The organism is Pseudoalteromonas sp. CuT4-3 (assembly GCF_035666335.1).
GTDB lineage: Bacteria > Pseudomonadota > Gammaproteobacteria > Enterobacterales > Alteromonadaceae > Pseudoalteromonas > Pseudoalteromonas atlantica.
Genome location: NZ_CP142031.1, coordinates 729131 through 748217, shown reverse-complemented (window position 1 = coordinate 748217; position 19087 = coordinate 729131). Strand labels below are relative to the sequence as shown.

The 19087-nt window shown below is 41.4% G+C and carries 14 protein-coding genes; 5 read left to right on the top strand and 9 right to left on the bottom strand.

Annotation, left to right across the window (positions count from 1 at the left end):
* Positions 1–407: 407 nt before the first annotated feature.
* Positions 408–1928: an aldehyde dehydrogenase family protein gene (locus tag VOI46_RS20280; RefSeq protein WP_004589543.1), complete on the bottom strand. Its 1521-nt coding sequence runs from the start codon at positions 1926–1928 to the stop codon at positions 408–410.
* A 172-nt stretch (positions 1929–2100) separates the two neighbouring features.
* On the opposite strand from VOI46_RS20280, the gene VOI46_RS20275 reads away from it, so the two are divergent.
* Positions 2101–2997, top strand: coding sequence for an AraC family transcriptional regulator (locus VOI46_RS20275; RefSeq protein WP_004589542.1), 897 nt, complete (start codon positions 2101–2103; stop codon positions 2995–2997).
* A 79-nt stretch (positions 2998–3076) separates the two neighbouring features.
* On the top strand, positions 3077–4108 hold the full coding sequence (locus VOI46_RS20270) for a LacI family DNA-binding transcriptional regulator (protein WP_121638349.1): 1032 nt from the start codon (positions 3077–3079) through the stop codon (positions 4106–4108).
* 73 nt (positions 4109–4181) lie between these two features.
* Here VOI46_RS20270 and gtfA read toward each other — a convergent pair whose 3' ends face one another.
* Positions 4182–5654: a sucrose phosphorylase gene (gene gtfA / locus VOI46_RS20265; protein WP_324738297.1), complete on the bottom strand. Its 1473-nt coding sequence runs from the start codon at positions 5652–5654 to the stop codon at positions 4182–4184.
* A 173-nt stretch (positions 5655–5827) separates the two neighbouring features.
* Between gtfA and VOI46_RS20260 the strand changes: the two genes are divergently transcribed.
* The 3 genes from VOI46_RS20260 (at position 5828) to VOI46_RS20250 (ending at position 10656) form a co-directional block, all read left to right on the top strand.
* Positions 5828–7045: an MFS transporter gene (locus VOI46_RS20260; protein ID WP_024032780.1), complete on the top strand. Its 1218-nt coding sequence runs from the start codon at positions 5828–5830 to the stop codon at positions 7043–7045.
* Positions 7046–7208: 163 nt separating this feature from the next.
* Positions 7209–9599 (top strand): TonB-dependent receptor, encoded by a 2391-nt coding sequence (locus VOI46_RS20255; protein ID WP_324738296.1) that lies wholly within the window; start codon positions 7209–7211, stop codon positions 9597–9599.
* A 109-nt stretch (positions 9600–9708) separates the two neighbouring features.
* Entirely contained in the window at positions 9709–10656 is a 948-nt protein-coding gene (locus tag VOI46_RS20250) for a carbohydrate kinase (RefSeq protein WP_004589537.1), read from the top strand.
* Positions 10657–10698: 42 nt separating this feature from the next.
* Here the strand turns inward: VOI46_RS20250 and VOI46_RS20245 are convergent, their stop codons facing one another.
* The 7 genes from VOI46_RS20245 to VOI46_RS20215 form a co-directional block, all read right to left on the bottom strand.
* Positions 10699–11151 (bottom strand): nuclear transport factor 2 family protein, encoded by a 453-nt coding sequence (locus VOI46_RS20245; protein ID WP_004589536.1) that lies wholly within the window; start codon positions 11149–11151, stop codon positions 10699–10701.
* A gap of 154 nt (positions 11152–11305) precedes the next feature.
* On the bottom strand, positions 11306–11686 hold the full coding sequence (locus VOI46_RS20240) for an STAS/SEC14 domain-containing protein (protein WP_004589535.1): 381 nt from the start codon (positions 11684–11686) through the stop codon (positions 11306–11308).
* 225 nt (positions 11687–11911) lie between these two features.
* Complete coding sequence (locus VOI46_RS20235; RefSeq protein ID WP_004589534.1) at positions 11912–12604, bottom strand: cupin domain-containing protein; 693 nt, start codon at positions 12602–12604, stop codon at positions 11912–11914.
* Between the two features lie 91 nt (positions 12605–12695).
* Positions 12696–14162, bottom strand: a complete 1467-nt coding sequence (locus VOI46_RS20230) for a carbon starvation CstA family protein (protein WP_004589533.1) — start codon at positions 14160–14162, stop codon at positions 12696–12698.
* 636 nt (positions 14163–14798) lie between these two features.
* A complete protein-coding gene (locus VOI46_RS20225; protein ID WP_004587097.1) occupies positions 14799–15716 on the bottom strand; it encodes a carbohydrate kinase in 918 nt (305 codons plus the stop codon).
* A gap of 2 nt (positions 15717–15718) precedes the next feature.
* Complete coding sequence (locus VOI46_RS20220; protein ID WP_004587096.1) at positions 15719–17242, bottom strand: mannitol dehydrogenase family protein; 1524 nt, start codon at positions 17240–17242, stop codon at positions 15719–15721.
* Between the two features lie 36 nt (positions 17243–17278).
* Positions 17279–19000 (bottom strand): hypothetical protein, encoded by a 1722-nt coding sequence (locus tag VOI46_RS20215; protein WP_004587095.1) that lies wholly within the window; start codon positions 18998–19000, stop codon positions 17279–17281.
* Between the last annotated feature and the right edge of the window lie 87 nt (positions 19001–19087).

Below are 19087 nucleotides of genomic sequence, written 5' to 3'. Positions count from 1 at the left end.
CTACGACATTTGTCGTTTTACAAACCGACAAATGTCCCTATATTACGATGCTTTTATCTTAGCCAGCAAATAACCACCTGTAAACAATTAGTTAACTATAAAGGAATTTCCATTAATGCTGTAATACACCTAAATGGGGGAGATCAGTCACATCCGACAATGCATAAATCACTGCACATTTTTAGAGCAACTTTTATAAAAAATTAATATTGTAAAATCGTTTTTTGACGCAGGTAATGGCCTATTTAACGCGCTTAGGTTTTAACGCTTTAAACGCGGCTGGTATTGTACTTATATATTACAACACGCTTAAAATAGTGTTGTGAGCACTGTGAATAAAAAAGCGCTACAAATATGTAGCGCTCTCATTACTTAATGGTTGTTGTGTTTAAGTTTGAACTGTTTTATTAAAAAAAGCCGAGCGGATCTTCACTGTAGCTCACTAATAAATTTTTAGTTTGTTGATAGTGATCGAGTGCTAGTTTGTGTGTTTCGCGCCCTATTCCTGATTTTTTATAACCACCAAATGCAGCATGTGCTGGGTACATGTGGTAACAGTTGGTCCACACTCGGCCAGCTTCAATTTTGCGCCCCATGGTATAAGCACGGTTCATGTTTCGGCTCCAAACCCCTGCGCCTAATCCAAATTCTGAGCTGTTGGCAAGTTCGAGTGCTTCAGCTTCATCTTTAAAGGTCGACATAGAAATAACAGGGCCAAAAATTTCTTCTTGGAACACACGCATGTCGTTTGTACCTTTAAGCAGTGTAGGTTGTATGTAATAACCACCATTTAAATCGTCATTTAGCTGCTCTACGTTTCCGCCGGTGAGTACTTCAGCGCCTTCTTTTTTACCTATGTCTATGTAACTAAGTATTTTATCAAACTGTGCTTTTGAAGCTTGAGCGCCCACCATGGTTTCGCTGTCGAGTGGGTTACCGCGTTTAATTTGTTGGGTACGTTCGAGTATGCGCTCAATAAACTGCTCGTATATATCTTCTTGAATAAACAATCTTGATGGACAGGTACATACTTCGCCCTGGTTAAAGTAAGCAAGCACGGCGCCTTCTATGGCTTTTGATAAAAACGCGTCGTCTTTTTCCATTACATCATTAAAAAATATATTGGGCGATTTACCGCCAAGCTCTACCGTTGAGGGGATAATGTTTTCAGCAGCACATTTTAAAATATGTGAGCCAACAGGTGTAGAGCCTGTAAATGCAATTTTAGCGATACGTTTACTTGTGGCCAGTGCTTCGCCTGCTTCCTTACCAAACCCATTTACAATATTGAGCACGCCTGCAGGCAGTAAATCACCAATAATTTCCATTAAAACTAAAATAGATGCTGGAGTTTGTTCGGCAGGTTTAAGTACCACACAGTTACCTGCAGCAAGAGCTGGGGCAAGTTTCCATGCGGCCATTAAAATAGGGAAGTTCCACGGGATAATCTGCCCCACCACACCTAACGGCTCATGAAAATGATACGCCACCGTGGTTTCGTCAATTTCGCCAATACTGCCATCTTGCGAGCGCAGGCACCCTGCAAAGTAGCGAAAATGATCGGCCGCGAGCGGAATATCAGCCGCGAGTGTTTCGCGAATGGCTTTACCGTTATCCCATGTTTCGGCAACAGCCAGTAACTCTAGGTTTTGCTCAATTCGGTCGGCTATTTTTAGCAGTATATTACTGCGCTCGGTCACCGAGGTTGTGCCCCACTGCTCTCGCACTGCATGCGCTTTGTCGAGTGCTAGGTTTATATCGTCTTTGTCGGAGCGAGGTATTTGGCAAAATACCTTACCATTTACTGGGCTTATATTATCAAAGTATTGGCCGTTTACAGGTTTTACCCACTCTCCGCCAATGTAATTACCGTATTGTTGTTTAAAGTTTACGAGTGCGCCATCGCTGCCTGGGTTTGCGTATATCATGTGTGTGCTCTCTTTATTGTTGTTAGCTAAAGGTCGAACATTTATATAAAACAAAATGCTTTATATTTAATCAGTGTTGTTTGACATTAGCCTAACGAGCACCTAAAAACTTGATTAGCTGTCCACAAAAATTGTCTGTGAGTCCACACTAATAAAAATTTAAAGGATTGATATGCACACATCTCAGTTAAACAAAAAACGCCAACAACTTGATGTTTTAATAGAAAATAAAGTGACATTTGCAGCAGATAACAGCGAGTTGAGCATTTACGACACGTACCAACGCGCACAAAAGGTGGCACTGCATTCAAAGGAGTTACTGTTTTGTGCCATGCTCAGCGGTAAAAAAGTAATGCACGTAGAAAGTAGCCAATACCATAAAGCATTTTTACCCCACGAGTCGTTTGTATTAGCGCCAGAGCAAGGTGTATTAATTGATTTTCCACAGGCATCAATGCACGCCCCAACCACATGTTTAGCAATTGAAATAAGCAAAGATAAAATAAACGCTGTGGCGAGTGCGCTTAACATGCAACAAAGCTTTGCACACGATGGCGGCTTATTCGAGTATGTTCCACAATTGGTACACAGCCAACATAATAGCCAAACACAGCAATTATTAGAGCGCATGGTGCATTTATTTAGCGAACAAGGCGCACAGCGACATTACTTAATTGACTTGTCATTAAACGAATTGATCACCCGGTTGTTACAACAACAAAGTCGCGACTTATTACTCGCTAATAGCGATAAACCACGCCTTAAAACAAAAATAAGCGATGCACTGCTTTATATTGAAGAGCACTTAAACGAAACGCTCGACATAAATACCTTGTGCAAAATAGCCTGCATGAGCCGCAGTAAGTTTTATCAGCAGTTTAAACTGGCATTTGGCACTACCCCAGCCCTTTGGCAGCAACAATTAAGACTTAAAAAAGCCCGCAATCAATTACTGCAAGGCCATGCAATTAGCCAAGTGTGCTTTGATGTTGGGTTTAATAGCGCGAGCCACTTTAGTCGTGTATTTAAACAAACCTTTGGCATTGCGCCTAAAGAGTGCCGGCATTAAGGCTAAAACCTTATTTTTTACTTTGCTAACGCCCTGAATATGTTAGTTTATTAACATGAGTATTGAGTAAAGAATTGGTATGAGTAAGCAAACCCGCTGGACACTAAAAAGTATTGCCAAAGAGTTAGGTGTATCTAATGCAACAGTCTCTAATGCGTTTAATCGCCCTGATCAGCTATCGGCTAAACGCCGAGACGATATTCTTGCAGCGTGCAAAACCTTGGGCTATTACGGGCCCAATAAAGCCGCGCAATCGCTTCGCAGTGGTACGTTTAATATTGTAGCGTTAGTGCTGCCCGATAGTGTGGAATATATGGTGTCGGACCCTGTGGCCAGTAGCTTTATGCGGGGTGTAACCTCGGTGCTTGAAAAAAACGGCATTAATGTTTTATTGTTTTCAGGAAATAGCGATAACCTTAACAGCGTGGTCGACTTTGTTGATGGCTTTATTTGTTATGGCCGCCCTCGAAATCACGCATTAGTAGAGCAGTTAAAAACGGTCTCTAAACATGTGGTAACTATTGATTTTGATATAGCCCGCAATGCCTCAGTAAATATTAATAACGAGCAAGCAAGTTACGAAATAGCCAAGCATGTTTTAAAAAATCAAAGCGATAAAGTCGCTATTTTAGGCTTAAGATTACTTGATGAAAACGTATTGTGCCGCGTATATGAGCACCACGAATTTGAAACAGGGCAATCTATTTCGCACCAACGTTTACGGGGTTATCAACGTGCTTTAAGTGAGGCAAATATAACCGTAGCTGATGACCGCATTTGGAATATACCCGAAAGCAGCGAGCGTTTTGCTAACATTGCCGCTAAAGAGGTGTTAAGTGCCTCCCCTCGCCCTAACGTTATAATTTGTATGAGTGATTTAATTGCCCTTGCCACCATGCGAGAAGCTATAAAACAAGGCATAAAAATAGGTGAAGAACTGCGTATTGTCGGCTTTGATGGAATAGACGAAGCCGCTCGTTTTGTGCCGCGCCTAACCACTATTCATCAAAACAGCCAAGAAAAAGGCGTAATGGCCGCCGAACTATTTATATCTAAAGAAGAAAAAATATGTGATGTAAGTTACGAGCTAGATATTGGCGCAAGTGGTTAATAGGTTATGTTAAAAAGGACTGGGTAAACAAAAGCCAAGCTCAAGAGCTTGGCTTTTATGTTTTAATAGCCTGTTAGGCTAACAATGCGTTTAAACTTATCGTTGTTTCTTCATCACCATTTACTTGAGTAATAAGTGCATCTCGCGTTTTAAAATTAACACTTAATGCAATAGACTTATCTTCAAGTTGCCACGTTAAACAACATATTCCCTGGGTGCCGTGAGCACTAAACTCTCCTGCAAAAGCGGGGTGTTCATTACGTAATTTAATGAGCTCTATTAAACCTTTTACTACAGGTTTATTGAGTGCGTGCTCAATTGTTTCACTATTTAAATACGGACGGTTAATATCACGGCCCACATTAGTACGCGCAAGTAAATCCATATCGTTTTCGCAGGCAAATAAACCACCGTAGTACACTTGCGGCACACCGGGGGCAAAAAACTGTATGGCACGCGAAATCAAATAATCTAAATCGTTAGCGCCTAATGCATTGTAATACGTGCAATTTACTTGGTATAAATCAACGTTACTGGCAGCAGCACCTGTAGCTTGGCGGCTTTGGTTGTTACTGTTGGCATGCATGGTTTCTACAAGGGTATCTATTTGCTGTGCATTTAATAGCCCTGGCTTGTCGCCCATTGGGCCTGCATCAATAATGCCTATGCCGTCGTGCGTATCAAGTACCGTTAAACAGTTGCGTGGTGAAATTTGTAACCATTTAAGCAGTGCATCTACATCGTTATTAAATAAGCTATGTAAAATAAGCGGCGGTAATGCAAAGTCGTAAACCATGTTTACACGCTTTGCTACTTCTACTTGTGTTTGGAAGTGGCTATGAATTTCAGCAATGGTTTCCATGCCAAGCTCGTTTGCTTGCTTTGACAAGTTATCTAGGTAGCCAAAGGTTTCGTCTAGCATAAAACAGTTTGTACCGGCTTGTTTAATTGCGTAACCCGCTGCATCTAAACGAATAATATTTACGTTATTTTCAGAAAACTTAGTTAATACGTTATTTAAATACGCAATACCCGCTTCAACTTTTACGTTTATATCAATTTGGTTATCGGTAAACGTGGTCCAAAAGTCATACGTTTGACCATCGCCACACTGCATTGGCGTAAAACAGCTACCGGGGCGCGGGCGATAAATTGCTTGTTGCTCTTGCTCGCTCATACCGTTTGGAAAAACGTCTTCTTTTGTTAAAAACAAATCCCAAAATTCTGATTGCTTGCCTTTAGCTAGCACATCTTGAAACTGATAAGACTGCGCCGATACATGGTTAACGATTAAATCAGCCATTAGATCATGGTTTTCACCCAGTGCTTGAATATCAGCCCATGTACCAATGCGAGAATCTACTTCGCTGTGATCAATCGGGTCAAAGCCCGCATCGCTTCCATCAATAGGATTATAAAAAGGTAAAAGGTGCACACCACCAAATACGCCCTTCAGAGGACCTTTTAACAATGTTGTAAGTGCGTTTATATCTTGACCTGTGATTCGATCAGCATATGTGATCAATTGAACTTTATTCTTCATCATGTGTGATTACCAAGTTGAAACTTAATCGATTAAGATATATCTTTAACTAGCACGTACAATTTTACAAGTAATTTTTAAATATTTTACATACAAAAGTTGTGGCAAAGGTAATACTAACTAGAGTAAGTGATTGAGTTATTACTATAACTTGAGCCACAACGAGGAAAAATCACATGACGAATTTACACACACACTCGCAAAGCGACCCAATGCAGCGCATACGAATACTCACTTACATGATGTTTTTTATGTTTGCGATGACCTCAGATGCAGTAGGTATGATCATCCCTGAACTAATCACAGAGTTTGGTTTAAGTATGACCCAAGCCAGTGCTTTTCATTATGCACCTATGGCACTCATTGCCTTTAGTGGCTTGTTTTTAGGCTTCTTAGCCGACAGCCTAGGCCGTAAACAAACCATAATGCTGGGCTTACTTATTTTTTCGCTCAGCTGCTTTTTGTTTGCCTTTAGCAATAGCTTTTCGGTGTTTTTAATTTTGCTGTGCTGTATAGGGCTTGCCATTGGTTTATTTAAAACCGGCGCACTAGCGCTACTTGGCGATATATCTGCAAGTAACGCAGAGCACACTAAAACCATGAACAAAGTAGAAGGCTTTTTTGGTATTGGTGCCATCGTTGGCCCTGCGCTGGTAGGCGTACTGCTTACTCAAAACGTGAGCTGGACTTATCTGTACATTATTGCCGGCGTTATGTGTTTAATTTTAGCGTTAATGGCATGGCGCGCCGACTACCCAAGTGTTGTTAAAAGCACAGAAAAGCCAGCTTCACTTGCCACCACCATGAAAATGATTAAAAACCCGTATGCACTTGGTTTTTCGTTGGCTATTGCATTATATGTGGCTACCGAGGTTGCTATTTACGTGTGGATGCCAACACTTTTAAAAGATTACACAGGCTCGTGGCCTTTGCTTGCGACCTACGCACTTACACTATTTTTTGTATTACGTGCTGCTGGACGCTTTATTGCTGTATGGCTTTTAAATCACTTTAGCTGGCAAGGGGTTATGGCTTATTTAAGCTTAGGCATCGCACTGTGTTATGTAGGCACTTTGGTAGGCGGTGTTGATTGGGCGGTAGGCTTGCTTCCGCTTTCGGGTTTATTTATGTCGATGGTTTACCCTACTTTAAACTCTAAAGGTATATCGTGCTTTCCTGTTGCACAACATGGTGCAGTAGCGGGTGTTATTTTATTTTTTACCGCGCTTTCGGCCGCACTTGCGCCTTTATTTATGGGCATGATAAGTGATTACTTTGGCCACGTACGCTACGGTTTTTACTTAGCTACCGGCTTTGCTGTGATCTTATTTTTAGCCATGCTTTATAACTTTTACCGCGACCCTGCGGCAAAAGCATTAACTAAAAATGCATAAATGGCTGCTCAAGCCAGAATAAAAATACCTTTAAAATCAATATAAAAACAAAAAAAGTGCAAATTACACACAAAAATAATTTGCATATTGTAAAAACTTTGTTATTTTTACTTAATCGATTAAGTAAAAATAACAAACTCACACAACACAATGAGGCGTTAACATGACAACACACCACACACCTTTATATTTAATCAGTGCCTTAGCACTTGCAGTAAGTCAAGGCGTTCATGCACAAGACGAGCAAGAAACCAAAGTGCAAGCTAAGCAAGGGCTTGAAACAATTGTTGTAACCGGTGTACCTCGCCGCACAACTATTATGGCATCGAGTTCATCAGTAAGCAGTTTATCGCTTGAGCAAGTTGAGGTATCAACGCCACGCTCAACGGCTGAAGCATTTAGAATTATCCCGGGTGTTCGCGCTGAATCAACAGGCGGTGAAGGTAATGCAAATATTGCAGTGCGTGGCTTACCTGTAGCATCGGGTGGCGCCAAGTTTTTACAACTGCAAGAAGATGGTCTGCCTGTAATGCAGTTTGGTGATGTTGCCTTTGGTAACGCAGATATTTTTATGCGCCTTGATAACACAGTGCAAACAATCGAATCTATTCGTGGTGGCTCAGCCTCTACATCAGCCAGTAATGCACCTGGCGGCATAATTAACTTTATTTCTAAAAATGGCGAAAACGAATCGGGTAGCGTATCTACTACTGTTGGCCTAGATTACGACAGTGTACGCACCGACTTTGAATACGGCACCTATTTAACCGACAGCGTGCGTTTTCATGTAGGTGGTTTTGTACGCCAAGGCGAAGGCCCGCGCGAAACAGGCTACACATCAAATAAAGGTGGCCAAATTAAAGCTAACCTTACTAAAGATTTTGAAAACGGTTACGTTCGCCTTTATTACAAACACTTAGACGATAAGAGTGTTGGCTATCTTCCTATGCCAATGTACTCAAATGGTGACTCTATTGCTGGCTTTGATGCGCAATCAGATACACCTCACTCAGCGTTATTTACTAAAACAGTACGCTTAAATGGTGAAAACCAAATTAGCAGTGGTGATATCCGTGATGGTATGAATCCAAAGGTTGACTCTGTTGGTTTTGAAGCTGTATTTGATTTAGATAACGATTGGCGTATCGAAAACCGTTTTCGTAAGTCATCAATTAGCGGTAACTTTAACTCGCTTATTCCTGCTGAGGTTGGTAGCGCATCGTCTATTGCACAAAGTATTGGCGGTGTAGGCGCAACACTGAGTAACGCAAACACAGGCGAAGCATTTAATGATGAACTTGCCATGCGTATTCACACTTTTGATGTAACGCTTAACGACTTTGGCTCTATTGTTAACGATTTTAAACTGACTAAATCGTTTAGTGATGACACTAGCCTAACCTTTGGTTACTTTGCCTCTACGCAAAATATTGCTATGTCGTGGTTATGGAACTCTTACGTAATGGAGCTTAAAGGCGACAATGCGGCACTTTTAAATGTAACCGCAGCCGATGGCACTGAGTATTCAGAAAACGGTTTATACGCATACGGCACGCCTTATTGGGGTAACTGTTGTCAGCGCGATTACGACACCGAGTACGACACTCGCGCACCGTATGTTGCGTTTTCAACAAAACTTGGTGATGTAAGCATTGATGCAAGTGCCCGCTACGACAGCGGTGAAGCACGCGGTAACTACGCAGGTGCCGTAACCTCAACAGTAGATATGAACCGCGACGGTACTATTTCTATTCCTGAGCAAAACGTAGCAGGTATTGATATAGCTAATGCAAGCCCAGTAAATTACGACTGGAGCTACTCGTCTTACTCTGTAGGTGCTAACTACCAAATTGACCCAAGCCTAGCGACGTTTGCACGTATTAGTAAAGGTGGGCGCGCAAATGCAGACCGTTTATTATTTGGTAAAGTACGCAGTGACGGAAGCGTAGCCGATGAAGATGCAGTAGATGAAGTAAACCAATTTGAGATTGGTGTGAAAAAACGCTTTGATTCGTTCTCGGTATTTGCAACAGCCTTTTACGCAGAAACAGAAGAGCAAAACTTTGAAGCAACATCGCAAACCTTTTTCGACCGTGAATACGAAGCAAAAGGGATTGAGGTTGAATCAACTTACTTTATGGATGCATGGGACTTTAGAGGTAACTTTACTTGGACCGATGCTGAAATTGCAAAAGATGCGCTAACTCCTGAAGTTGTAGGTAACACACCACGTCGCCAAGCGGATTTAATTTACTCACTAATGGCGCGTTACAGCTACGATAACGGCGCGGCAGGTGTAAGCTTTATTGGTACAACCGATGCTTATGCACAAGATAACAACGACCTTAAGTTTGACGGCTACACGCAAGTAAATGCGTTTGTAAGCTACGACTTATCAGAAAACTTAAACCTTGCGCTTAATGTAAACAACCTATTCGATACAGTAGGTATTACAGAAGCCGAAGAAGGCTCAGTACCAGAAAACGACATTATTCGTGCCCGTACTATTAACGGCCGCACTACGTCGGTTACTTTAAAATACGCTTTTAACTAAATGTGTATTGCGCTGCAGTGAGTCATCGCTGTAGCGCCTTTTAAAGTATGAATAAATAACACCCTTCATGTTTTAGCCCAGCTTTGCTGGGTTTTTTAGGATATTCCAAATGACCAAACTCCTGTGCTTAGGCGAGCTTTTAATTGATATGCTGCCACAAGATGCTCATAACTCAGCGTACTTACCCATCCCTGGTGGTGCACCTGCTAATGTTGCTGTTGGCTATGCCAAACTTGGCGGTGAGGCTGCATTTTGTGGTGGTAAAGGTGACGATCATTTTGCCAATCAATTAAGTAATGCACTGGCGCAATACAATGTAAATACAGACTATTTATTTACCATTGCTGGCTCACAAACCGCCATGGTAATAGTAAGCCTTGATGAAACAGGCGAGCGCAGTTTTGGCTTTTATCGCCATAACACAGCCGATGTACTTTTAACCCAAGCGCATTTAGCGCAAATAAATTGGCAAAGCATAAGCACCCTGCACTTTTGCTCAAACACCCTAACCGATCCAGCCATAGCTAGCACAACGGTTAAAGCGCTAGAACTTGCTAAAACACATAATAAGCTCGTTAGTTTTGACGTAAATTTACGCTACAGCTTGTGGGAAAACACCCATGATATAGCCAGCAATGTACAAGCCTGCTTCGCTTATTGCGACATAGTTAAGCTTTCGCGTGATGAACTTAATTTTTTAGCAAATCATAGCGAAACAACGGGCGAAGATTACATTCAAATGCTATTAAATACCGGAGTAAAACTGGTGTTTTTAACCGACGGGCCTGAGCCTGCTACGGTTTACCACCGCGCATTTATACTTAACGAATCGGCACCAAAAATAAACGCAGTAGATACAACAAGCGCGGGCGATGCTTTTATAGCGGGGGCTTTATACTATTTAAATAACTTAGGGAGTGATTTATCACTAGCAGATAAGTTAAATGATGAAACTAGCATAAAAAACGCCCTCCACTTTGCCCTTCAATGTGGCTCTAAAGCCTGTTTAGCTAAAGGGGCATTTCCGGCATTACCTGTGCTGGCTGATGTAATATAAACAGTTAAAGCCCCAAATAGCGGGGCTTAACCTAATTTATAATTATTGCTTAATAAAAGTAACGCCTTTAGGTGTTTCACCTTGTGGTAAACGGGTTGAGTGCATTTGCGATAATAGCCATTTGTCACCCACTTTTGATACAACCACGCTTTCTAACCAATAAATATCAGCACTTTTATCGGCGTTTTTAAAGTTGGCTTTATTCCAGTAATTAATAAACGCAACGTTTCCTTCTACACGCGAATTTATAACACTAAAATAATTAGTTCTTATGTAATCAGCGGGCTTAACAACATTTACAAAGTCATCAATAGTCCACACTTCACCGTGCTCTAAAAGCAAGAATGAATCGTCAACCGCCGCGCGCATTTTTGCGTGATCAAAGTTAGAAACAGCTAAAAATAAATCGCTCACGGGCGTAAATATGTTGTTGTCTTTTGCATGTATTGATGTAGAAAATATGAGTAATACCAAAAGGGCAAGTACATGTTTCATTGTTATTATAATGTGTAGTTTTATTAATACTAAGGAGTGTATTTTAATTAAGCAGTATTAACAATTAAAATAAAGCAAATTCAAAAACTTATTAACGCTCCTATATAAAAAAGCACTCTGTAAGAATGCTTTAACTTAAACTTTATCAATCAAGCTATTCATCTAGCCAATCGATGGCGGCGGTGGCGTTTTCGTAGTATTGCACCTCGCCTGAGATAAACCAATTGCCTATTTTAGCCATGCGGGCTTGCCATTCTTGATTGCCATAAATAGCAATTTTATTAAATTCTTTTGAGTGCCTTACGCCAAGCTTTAAATCATCCCACGCGGCGCGAAGCTCCCAACCTTCTAGCTCGCTGGCATCAATAAGCACGTTTGCTATAGGGTGTTTAACCTCGCCAAGCGCTGAGTCGATCATGGGGGTAATGACTTTATAGTCGTCGTGGGTTAGCGTTCCTACAGCTTTTAGTTTTAAAAAAAATTCTCGGCCTGCGCGTTCAATACCAATAGATAAACCATGTGTTGTGTGTACCATGCTGCTCTCCTTAACCGGGTGCGCTTGTGTTATTTACAGCCTGTGTGAGTGGGTTTAATAACGAAAGCTGGAGTTAATTAAAGCCTATAAAGTGAAATTATTCCCTTTAAAAAATAAAAACCCCAAAAATCCCCATCACTTACTGAGTTAAACTATAAAACTACACCGTATTAAGTTAATTAGTACTGAACTAAATCAAACAATACTGCTAAATAATGCTATTTGCTAAGCGTTTTGTACGCGCTCTATTTGCTTATCTACATCTGTTAAGTGCCCTAATTTAAGCCACACTTTTGCACCTTGCTTACCTGCGGTTATATTAAGCTCACTATTAATAGGCAGCCTTAACCAACTGTGTTTTACTAATACATCTGTTTGCTCACTTATATCGCCTTCAAGCACGAGTAACTCAGCACCGCCATTCGCACTAATTTGCATGTTGGAGTCTGCCTCAAAATGCAATAAGCTCACATCTTCAAAGTCATCTTTATAAAGTGGGGTTATGGCAAGGCCTTTAAATGTGGCGTGTTGCACGCTGCCCATATGCTGTGTTTGTAAGCGTACGTGGGTTCTATCTTGTGGCTGAAATTGCCAAAGCTTCACAAATATTATGCAGCCTTCATCGGAGCCTGGTTTGTGCTTTGATTGCGGTGGGTTACGAATATAAGAGCCTTGTGGAAAATCGCCATGCTCATCTTGAAATACCCCTTCTAGTACAAAAAACTCTTCGCCGCCTGTATGCACATGAGGCGAAAACTCGCTCCCTGGTGCATAACGTACAATGCTTGTAGCACGGGCTACTTCTGCGCCTACTCTATCAAGTGGGCGCCTATCAACGCCCGCCATTGGCGAAGGGTTCCAATTAAGTTGCTCACTATGAACAACGACTCTCTGGGTAAAATCGGCGGCTATTTTCATTTTATTACCTTTAAAATTGCATAGTGTGAGAGTAAATTTTATGCATAAAAAAAGCGAGCTTATTAAGCTCGCTTATTTAATTTTTAACGCTTTACGCTACATCTAGCTTTTTATGCTTAGAGTGTACAAACACTAAACCTACTAAGCCAATAACAACCACAGCGGCACCAATTGGTTTACCTAAGTCGGCCGATAAATTAAAGCCAATAGCAGCAGTCATAATGTACGAAAGTGTTACGCCTGTAGCGATAACGGCAGGTATGCTGGTGATCCAGTGGAATGCACGTCTATCAAATAAGTACTTAGTTGCAAGCCATAGCACACTGGTTGAAAGCAGCATGTTTGAAAATGCAAAGTAGCGCCAAATAACTGAGAAATCTAATTTAGTCATAAAAAAGGCTATCGTTAAAATTGGCACTGCCAGTAATAAGCGATTACGTAAGCTTTGCGGAATATTAAACGCATCAACCACGGTTAAACGCAGTGAACGGAACGCCGTATCGCCAGAGGTAATAGGGAACACCGCAACAGCAATAATGGCCATAATACCGCCCATTACGCCTAAGTAACTATTTGCTACATGGTTAACCACTAAACCTGGGCCACCTTGATCAAGCAATGCTTTTAAGCCAGCGTAACCTTCTGGGAACGCAGCAATACCCGCAAGTGCCCATACACAACCTACAATGCCTTCACACATCATTGCGCCGTAATATACTGGGCGTACGTATTTTTCGTTTGTTAAACAGCGGGCAATAATAGGCGCTTGGGTAGAGTGAAAGCCACTAATAGCACCACAGGTAATGGTAATAAACAGTAACGGCCAGGTTGGAAGGCCATCAGGGTTTGGCTCTAAAAAGTCATGCGCATGGTCGGCTTCAAAGTAGGCTAAAAAGTCGCCTGCAACTGGTAAGTGTGGCGCATCTAGTAATAACGCACCGGCTATTAATGTAGTCATTACAATCATTAATAAGCCAAATAGCGGGTAAAACTTAGTAATAATTTTATCAATAGGTAGCAGGGTTGCTAAAAAGTAGTACGCTAAAATAGCCAAAACCCAAAAAGTATTATTAGCAAAAAAAGTGCCTTCAAATACATCTAAATTACTTAATAAGCCTGCTGGGCTCATAATAAATACAACACCCACAAAAAACAGCAGCATGGCTGTAAATATCAGCATAAAGCCTTTAAACACAACGTTGTAATAGTGTCCTGCTATTTCTGGTAAGCTTTTGCCATCTTCTTTAATGCTCATCACACCTGAGAAGAAGTCGTGTACTGCACCACCTAATACGTTACCAAGCACAATCCACACAAGTGCTACCGGTCCGTAAAGTGCACCTAAAATTGGGCCAAATATAGGGCCTACACCCGCAATATTTAAAAACTGAATTAAAAATGCACGCACAGGGTGAATGGCTACATAGTCAACACCTTCGCTAAAGCGTTTTTGTGGTGTATCAACTGTTGTATCCATACCTGCTTGTTTTTCAACAAACGGGCTATAAAACTTATATCCCAGTATTAAGATTGTTATGCAGATAAAAAAGATGATCATAAAGCACGTTTCTCTTTTTGTATTTGGAGTATAGAGCGCCTAATTGCCGCCCCGCCTTTCAATCCATGAATAATCGACGAACATTAACAAAGTATTAATCCCCCCGCTATAAGACGAATAGCTAATACACAAGGGTCTGTAGACCTTTCAAGGTTAAATTTGCAGCAGCCTGTTTGGTATTTAGCCAAGGCAGAGCCTATGTGGTGTGGTTATTCCCCATAAGTAGGCGATAATGCAGCATTAATGCCAAACTGGCGCTGCCCTTCGGGTTCTGCCTAGGGGCGATTTACTCTTTGTTGCCTACATGAATGTAGGTAAGGGGTGTGAGCAGGACGCGGAAGCTTTGCTCGGTTTTGACTTATTCTTACATAGATGTAAGCCAGTAGGGTAACGCAGGAGCAGTTACCGAGCCCACTAGGTTACAAACCTCGCGCCGCGATTAAACCGCCCCTAGTTTGAACAAATTTCAAACTGCAAAGGTCAACAGACCCTATTTAAGCCACTTTTTATGCACCTTGCTCAACACTTAATCTAAACGGCTTTATTAATAAAAATTAAAGCAAAAAAAAGCGGCTTTACTATTAAAGTAAAGCCGCTTACACACACAATGATTGGGTGTAACTGTGATTTTTTACGTTACGCTGGGCTCATAAACTCGTTAATTTGTTCATGAGTAAGTGTAGGTGTAGCACCGGCACTTTCGGCCACCATAGCACCTACTGCACACGCAAAATCAACAGCATGTTGTGCACAATCGCTACTACAAAGCTGATAAATTAACGACCCTAAAAACGAATCCCCCGCGCCTACTGTATCCACAACGCTAATTAAATAACCTGAGTTATAGTAATTTTCGCCTTTAATGGTTAGTAGTGCACCGTGGCTGCCTTTAGTTACACATAAGTATTCGGTGTTAGTTTGCTGTGCAATAAACGCTAAGTTTTGCTCAAGTGAATGGAACTTACAGCCCATTGCTTTGGCAATTTCATAAAGCTCTTCATCGTTTAATTTGATGAAGTCGGCTTTATTCATTAAATCTACTAATGTGTCTAACGTGTAGTGTGGCGCACGTAAATTTACGTCAAACACTTTAAAGTTAGCTACATCAACTAATTGGTTTAATGTGGCAAGTGAGGCTTCGCTTCGGCCAATAAGGCTGCCAAATACAAATACATCACTGGCTTTTACTTTTTCAATAAGTGAGTCTGTAAGTTCAATGTTATCCCACGCTGTATCGGCAACTATTTCGTAGCCGGCTGAGCCGCTTTTATCTAGAGTAACTTGTACTGTGCTGGTTTTTTTGTCGTTATTAACGCCAATGTATTCGCAGCTTACGCCTTTGCTTTTAATTTCGCCTAGTAGCTCAATACCCAGTTCATCGTTACCTACAGCGCTTATCATGTCGGCTTTAATGCCCAGTGAGTTAATACGCACACACATGTTAAGCGGCGCGCCGCCTAGGCGTTTATCGTTTGCAAAACAATCCCATAGTACTTCGCCAAAGCAACTTACGCTTACGTCTTTACCTTGTTTAGAATCAATTAAAATGCTCATTATTAGTTACCTTTAGGCTCAAGCACGTTATTCATAATTGCTTTAATTTTGCTAGCCGGTGCGTATAACGCTTCTACATTGTTTTTGTAGTGAGACGTAAAGGCACTTTGCGTATTTAAATCGCCAAATAAGCTTGTTAGCGATAAAAATGCAAGGTCATCAGTCGCCGTTTTAGCCGCGGCTTCATGTAACTCGCTTTGCATTGCATCGATTATTTCAAGCTTATTGCCTTGCTCATCTTCGCCTTTATCGCTGTAAAAACACCATGCAGCAATAACCAGGGTCGCAAGTGATACATCACGGCCATGGGCTAGATTTTCGTTAATAGTGGCAATTAAAAACTTAGGTAGCTTTGCTGCGCTTTCTGAACAAATGCGCGATAAGCTGTCTTTAATGTTTGGATTAGCAAAGCGCTCAATTAGCGTGTCTTTGTAAATTTCAAGGTCAATGCCTTCTAATTTCTCTAGGTTAGGCGTTACTTCTCTATCCATAAACGCACGTAAGTACTTTGCAAATAAAGGATCTGATACTGTTTCGTCAATTGTGCCGTAGCCATGTACAGAGCCTAATAAACCCAGTACCGAATGGCCTGCATTTAATAAGCGTATTTTCATGGTCTCAAAAGGTGTTACGTCACTTACAAATTGTGCACCAACGCTATCCCAATTTGGGCGTCCGCAGCAAAATGAGTCTTCAATTACCCATTGAGTAAACGACTCACAGGTAATTGGCCATTCATCGCTAACACCGTACGCATCAACAACGTAATCAATATCGCTCTTTTTAGATACCGGCGTAATACGGTCAACCATTGCATTTGGGAAGGTTACGTTAGTGGCAATCCACTCGCTTAGTTCTTTGTCTTGCTCGGCCGCAAAGGCAAGTAGCATTTTACGCGTTACATTACCGTTGTGCTGAATGTTATCGCACGACTGTACTGTAAACGCATCAAGGCCTTGTTCTTTACGTAGCTTTAACGCAGCAGTAATGTAGCCAAACGCCGTAATTGGGTCGTTCGGGTTATTAATGTCGTTAATAATGTCTGGGTTTGAGTAATCAAACTCACCCGTTACTGGGTTAAAGTTATAGCCGCCTTCGGTAATGGTTAACGACACAATATGCGTATCGCTGTGCGCAAGCTTATTAATAACCGCTTGCTTGTCCTCTGGAGCAAACAAAAAGTCAATCATAGAGCCAATAACTTTGTTATCTATTTGCCCGTTTGGGTGTCTTACCGTTAGCGTGTAAAGGTAGTCTTGCTGCTTTAAAATATCGCGCAGACCACGGTTACCCTCTAATAAGCCAACACCACAAATACCCCACTGTTCAGCACCTGGCGTTTTTAATAGCTCGTTAATGTACACCGCTTGGTGAGCACGGTGAAAGCCGCCCACACCAATATGAACTATACCCGCTTTTAGCTTACTACGGTCGTAGTTTGGTGTATCTACATGGCTTGGCATATCTGTCAAGCTTTGTTGGTTTAGCCCTTTAACAAGAGCGTCAGTGTGCTGGTGTTGCGTCATGGTGCGGCCTTACTAAAACAATATTAAAAATTTAAATTAAGATGCAGTATTGAGTGCTTTATGGCGCAATAGCGACCAGTAAGCGGTTGCAAAATAAATAATGGTGCAAATAAAACATGCAATTTCAAACTGAGATTTATTTCCTGCGTAAATGCTCATGCTGTCACTAAAAAACATTACTTGGCTGGCAAAGCCAAAAATAATAAGTAACGAAACAGTCGACACGCCATTTAACACTTTGGTTAGCATTGAGTTATCAACAACTGGAGCTTGAACGTTTTCTGTCAGTCCTGCTTGGTACTCTTTAATGTCTTGCTGCTCTTGCTCTTCTGCTTCAATTTCTTTGCTGTAGTCTTCACCTGCGCCGTACTTTTTAGCCAGTAGCGTGTAAATAACAATGGTGAAAATCCAAGTAGGAATAAATAGGTAGTAAAACGACATTACATCAATTGCATTTAAACCAAAGCCAAACACAAGTGCTAATGCCCAAGAGGCAATGGCTGGTACGCTACGTGTAATGTTTTTGTATTTAGCCCAGTAGCGGGTTAAACCAATTTTAGGAAATAAAACATGCTCGGCAAATACAATGCCGCCTACAGGTACTACTAATAAGCCTGCGTAAGTTAAAAGCGGTAACATTTGCGAAAATACAAACGGGAAACACGCAATTATAACGGTTACAACACCGACAATTGCGGTAGTGCGCTCGCGCGATTGGTCAACAAAAATAGATTGTGCTGCAAGGCCTGCGCGGTAAAGGTTAGCGTTAGCTGTAGTCCAGCCCGCAATAATTACAATAACAAAGCCTGTCCAGCCTAATGCGTGGTAAGCAACGTCACCTGGGTCAAGTGAAGAAATAGTTGTTTTAAGTAATACCGCAACACCTGCGCCCATAATACCAGCCGAGATCCATGCTAAGTAATGGCCAAAAAACATACCTACGCCTGAAAACAAACCGTAGCTTTTGCGTTTAGCAAATCTAAAAATTGCCATATCAATTAAGCCAAAGTGGGTAATAGAGTTTGCAGCCCATGCAAAACCAATAACCTCTAATAAGCCAATACCTTTTTCGCCATCAGCGGTGGTACCGGTCCAAATAGAAGAATCCCCTATCGCCATAAAGTCATCAAACCCTGTTAGCGTGGTCACTCCTAATACATGATTAGAAAGCTCAGGGAACAAGGCAAACGAGCCCGCTATAAAAATAACAAATAACCATGGCGCACAAATTTTAGAAAAATCAGCAACGGTTGAAAAACCATACATAGCCACAAATACAACAATAGAGCCAACCGATAATACAATGGCCACAAATGCTAAGCTGTTAGGGTACCAATCGAGTTGCGCGGGTATATCAAACAAAAACCGCACTGCGGTTGCCGATACCGTGATCATGGCGGCGGATATCACACTAAATATGACCACGTTTGCCCAGTTATAGAGCTTGGTCATTGAGTTACCCGCAATTTTATTTAGGTAGTTGTATAAACTTAAGCGTGTTTCTACCGCAATTGGAGAGGTAATTAACCACCACGAACACATAGCTAATAGGTTACCAATTAATAAACCTAATAAAATGTCGATGGTCGATGCGCCTAATGCAACAAAGGTTGCACCAATAACAAACTCGGTTGCAGCAACGTGTTCACCAGCGTATAAACCGGCAAAGTGCTTCCAACCATGAAGCTTATGATTAGCAACGGGCAATTGCTCTTCGTTAACATCGTTAAATGTTTGTGTGTGTGGACTTGATGCCATGGTATTTTCCTATTGTTTTAAGCACAGCCCTAACTAACCTGAACTCTGGATAATAAATCTATCTCAAGCAGCTATTTCCAGCGCTAA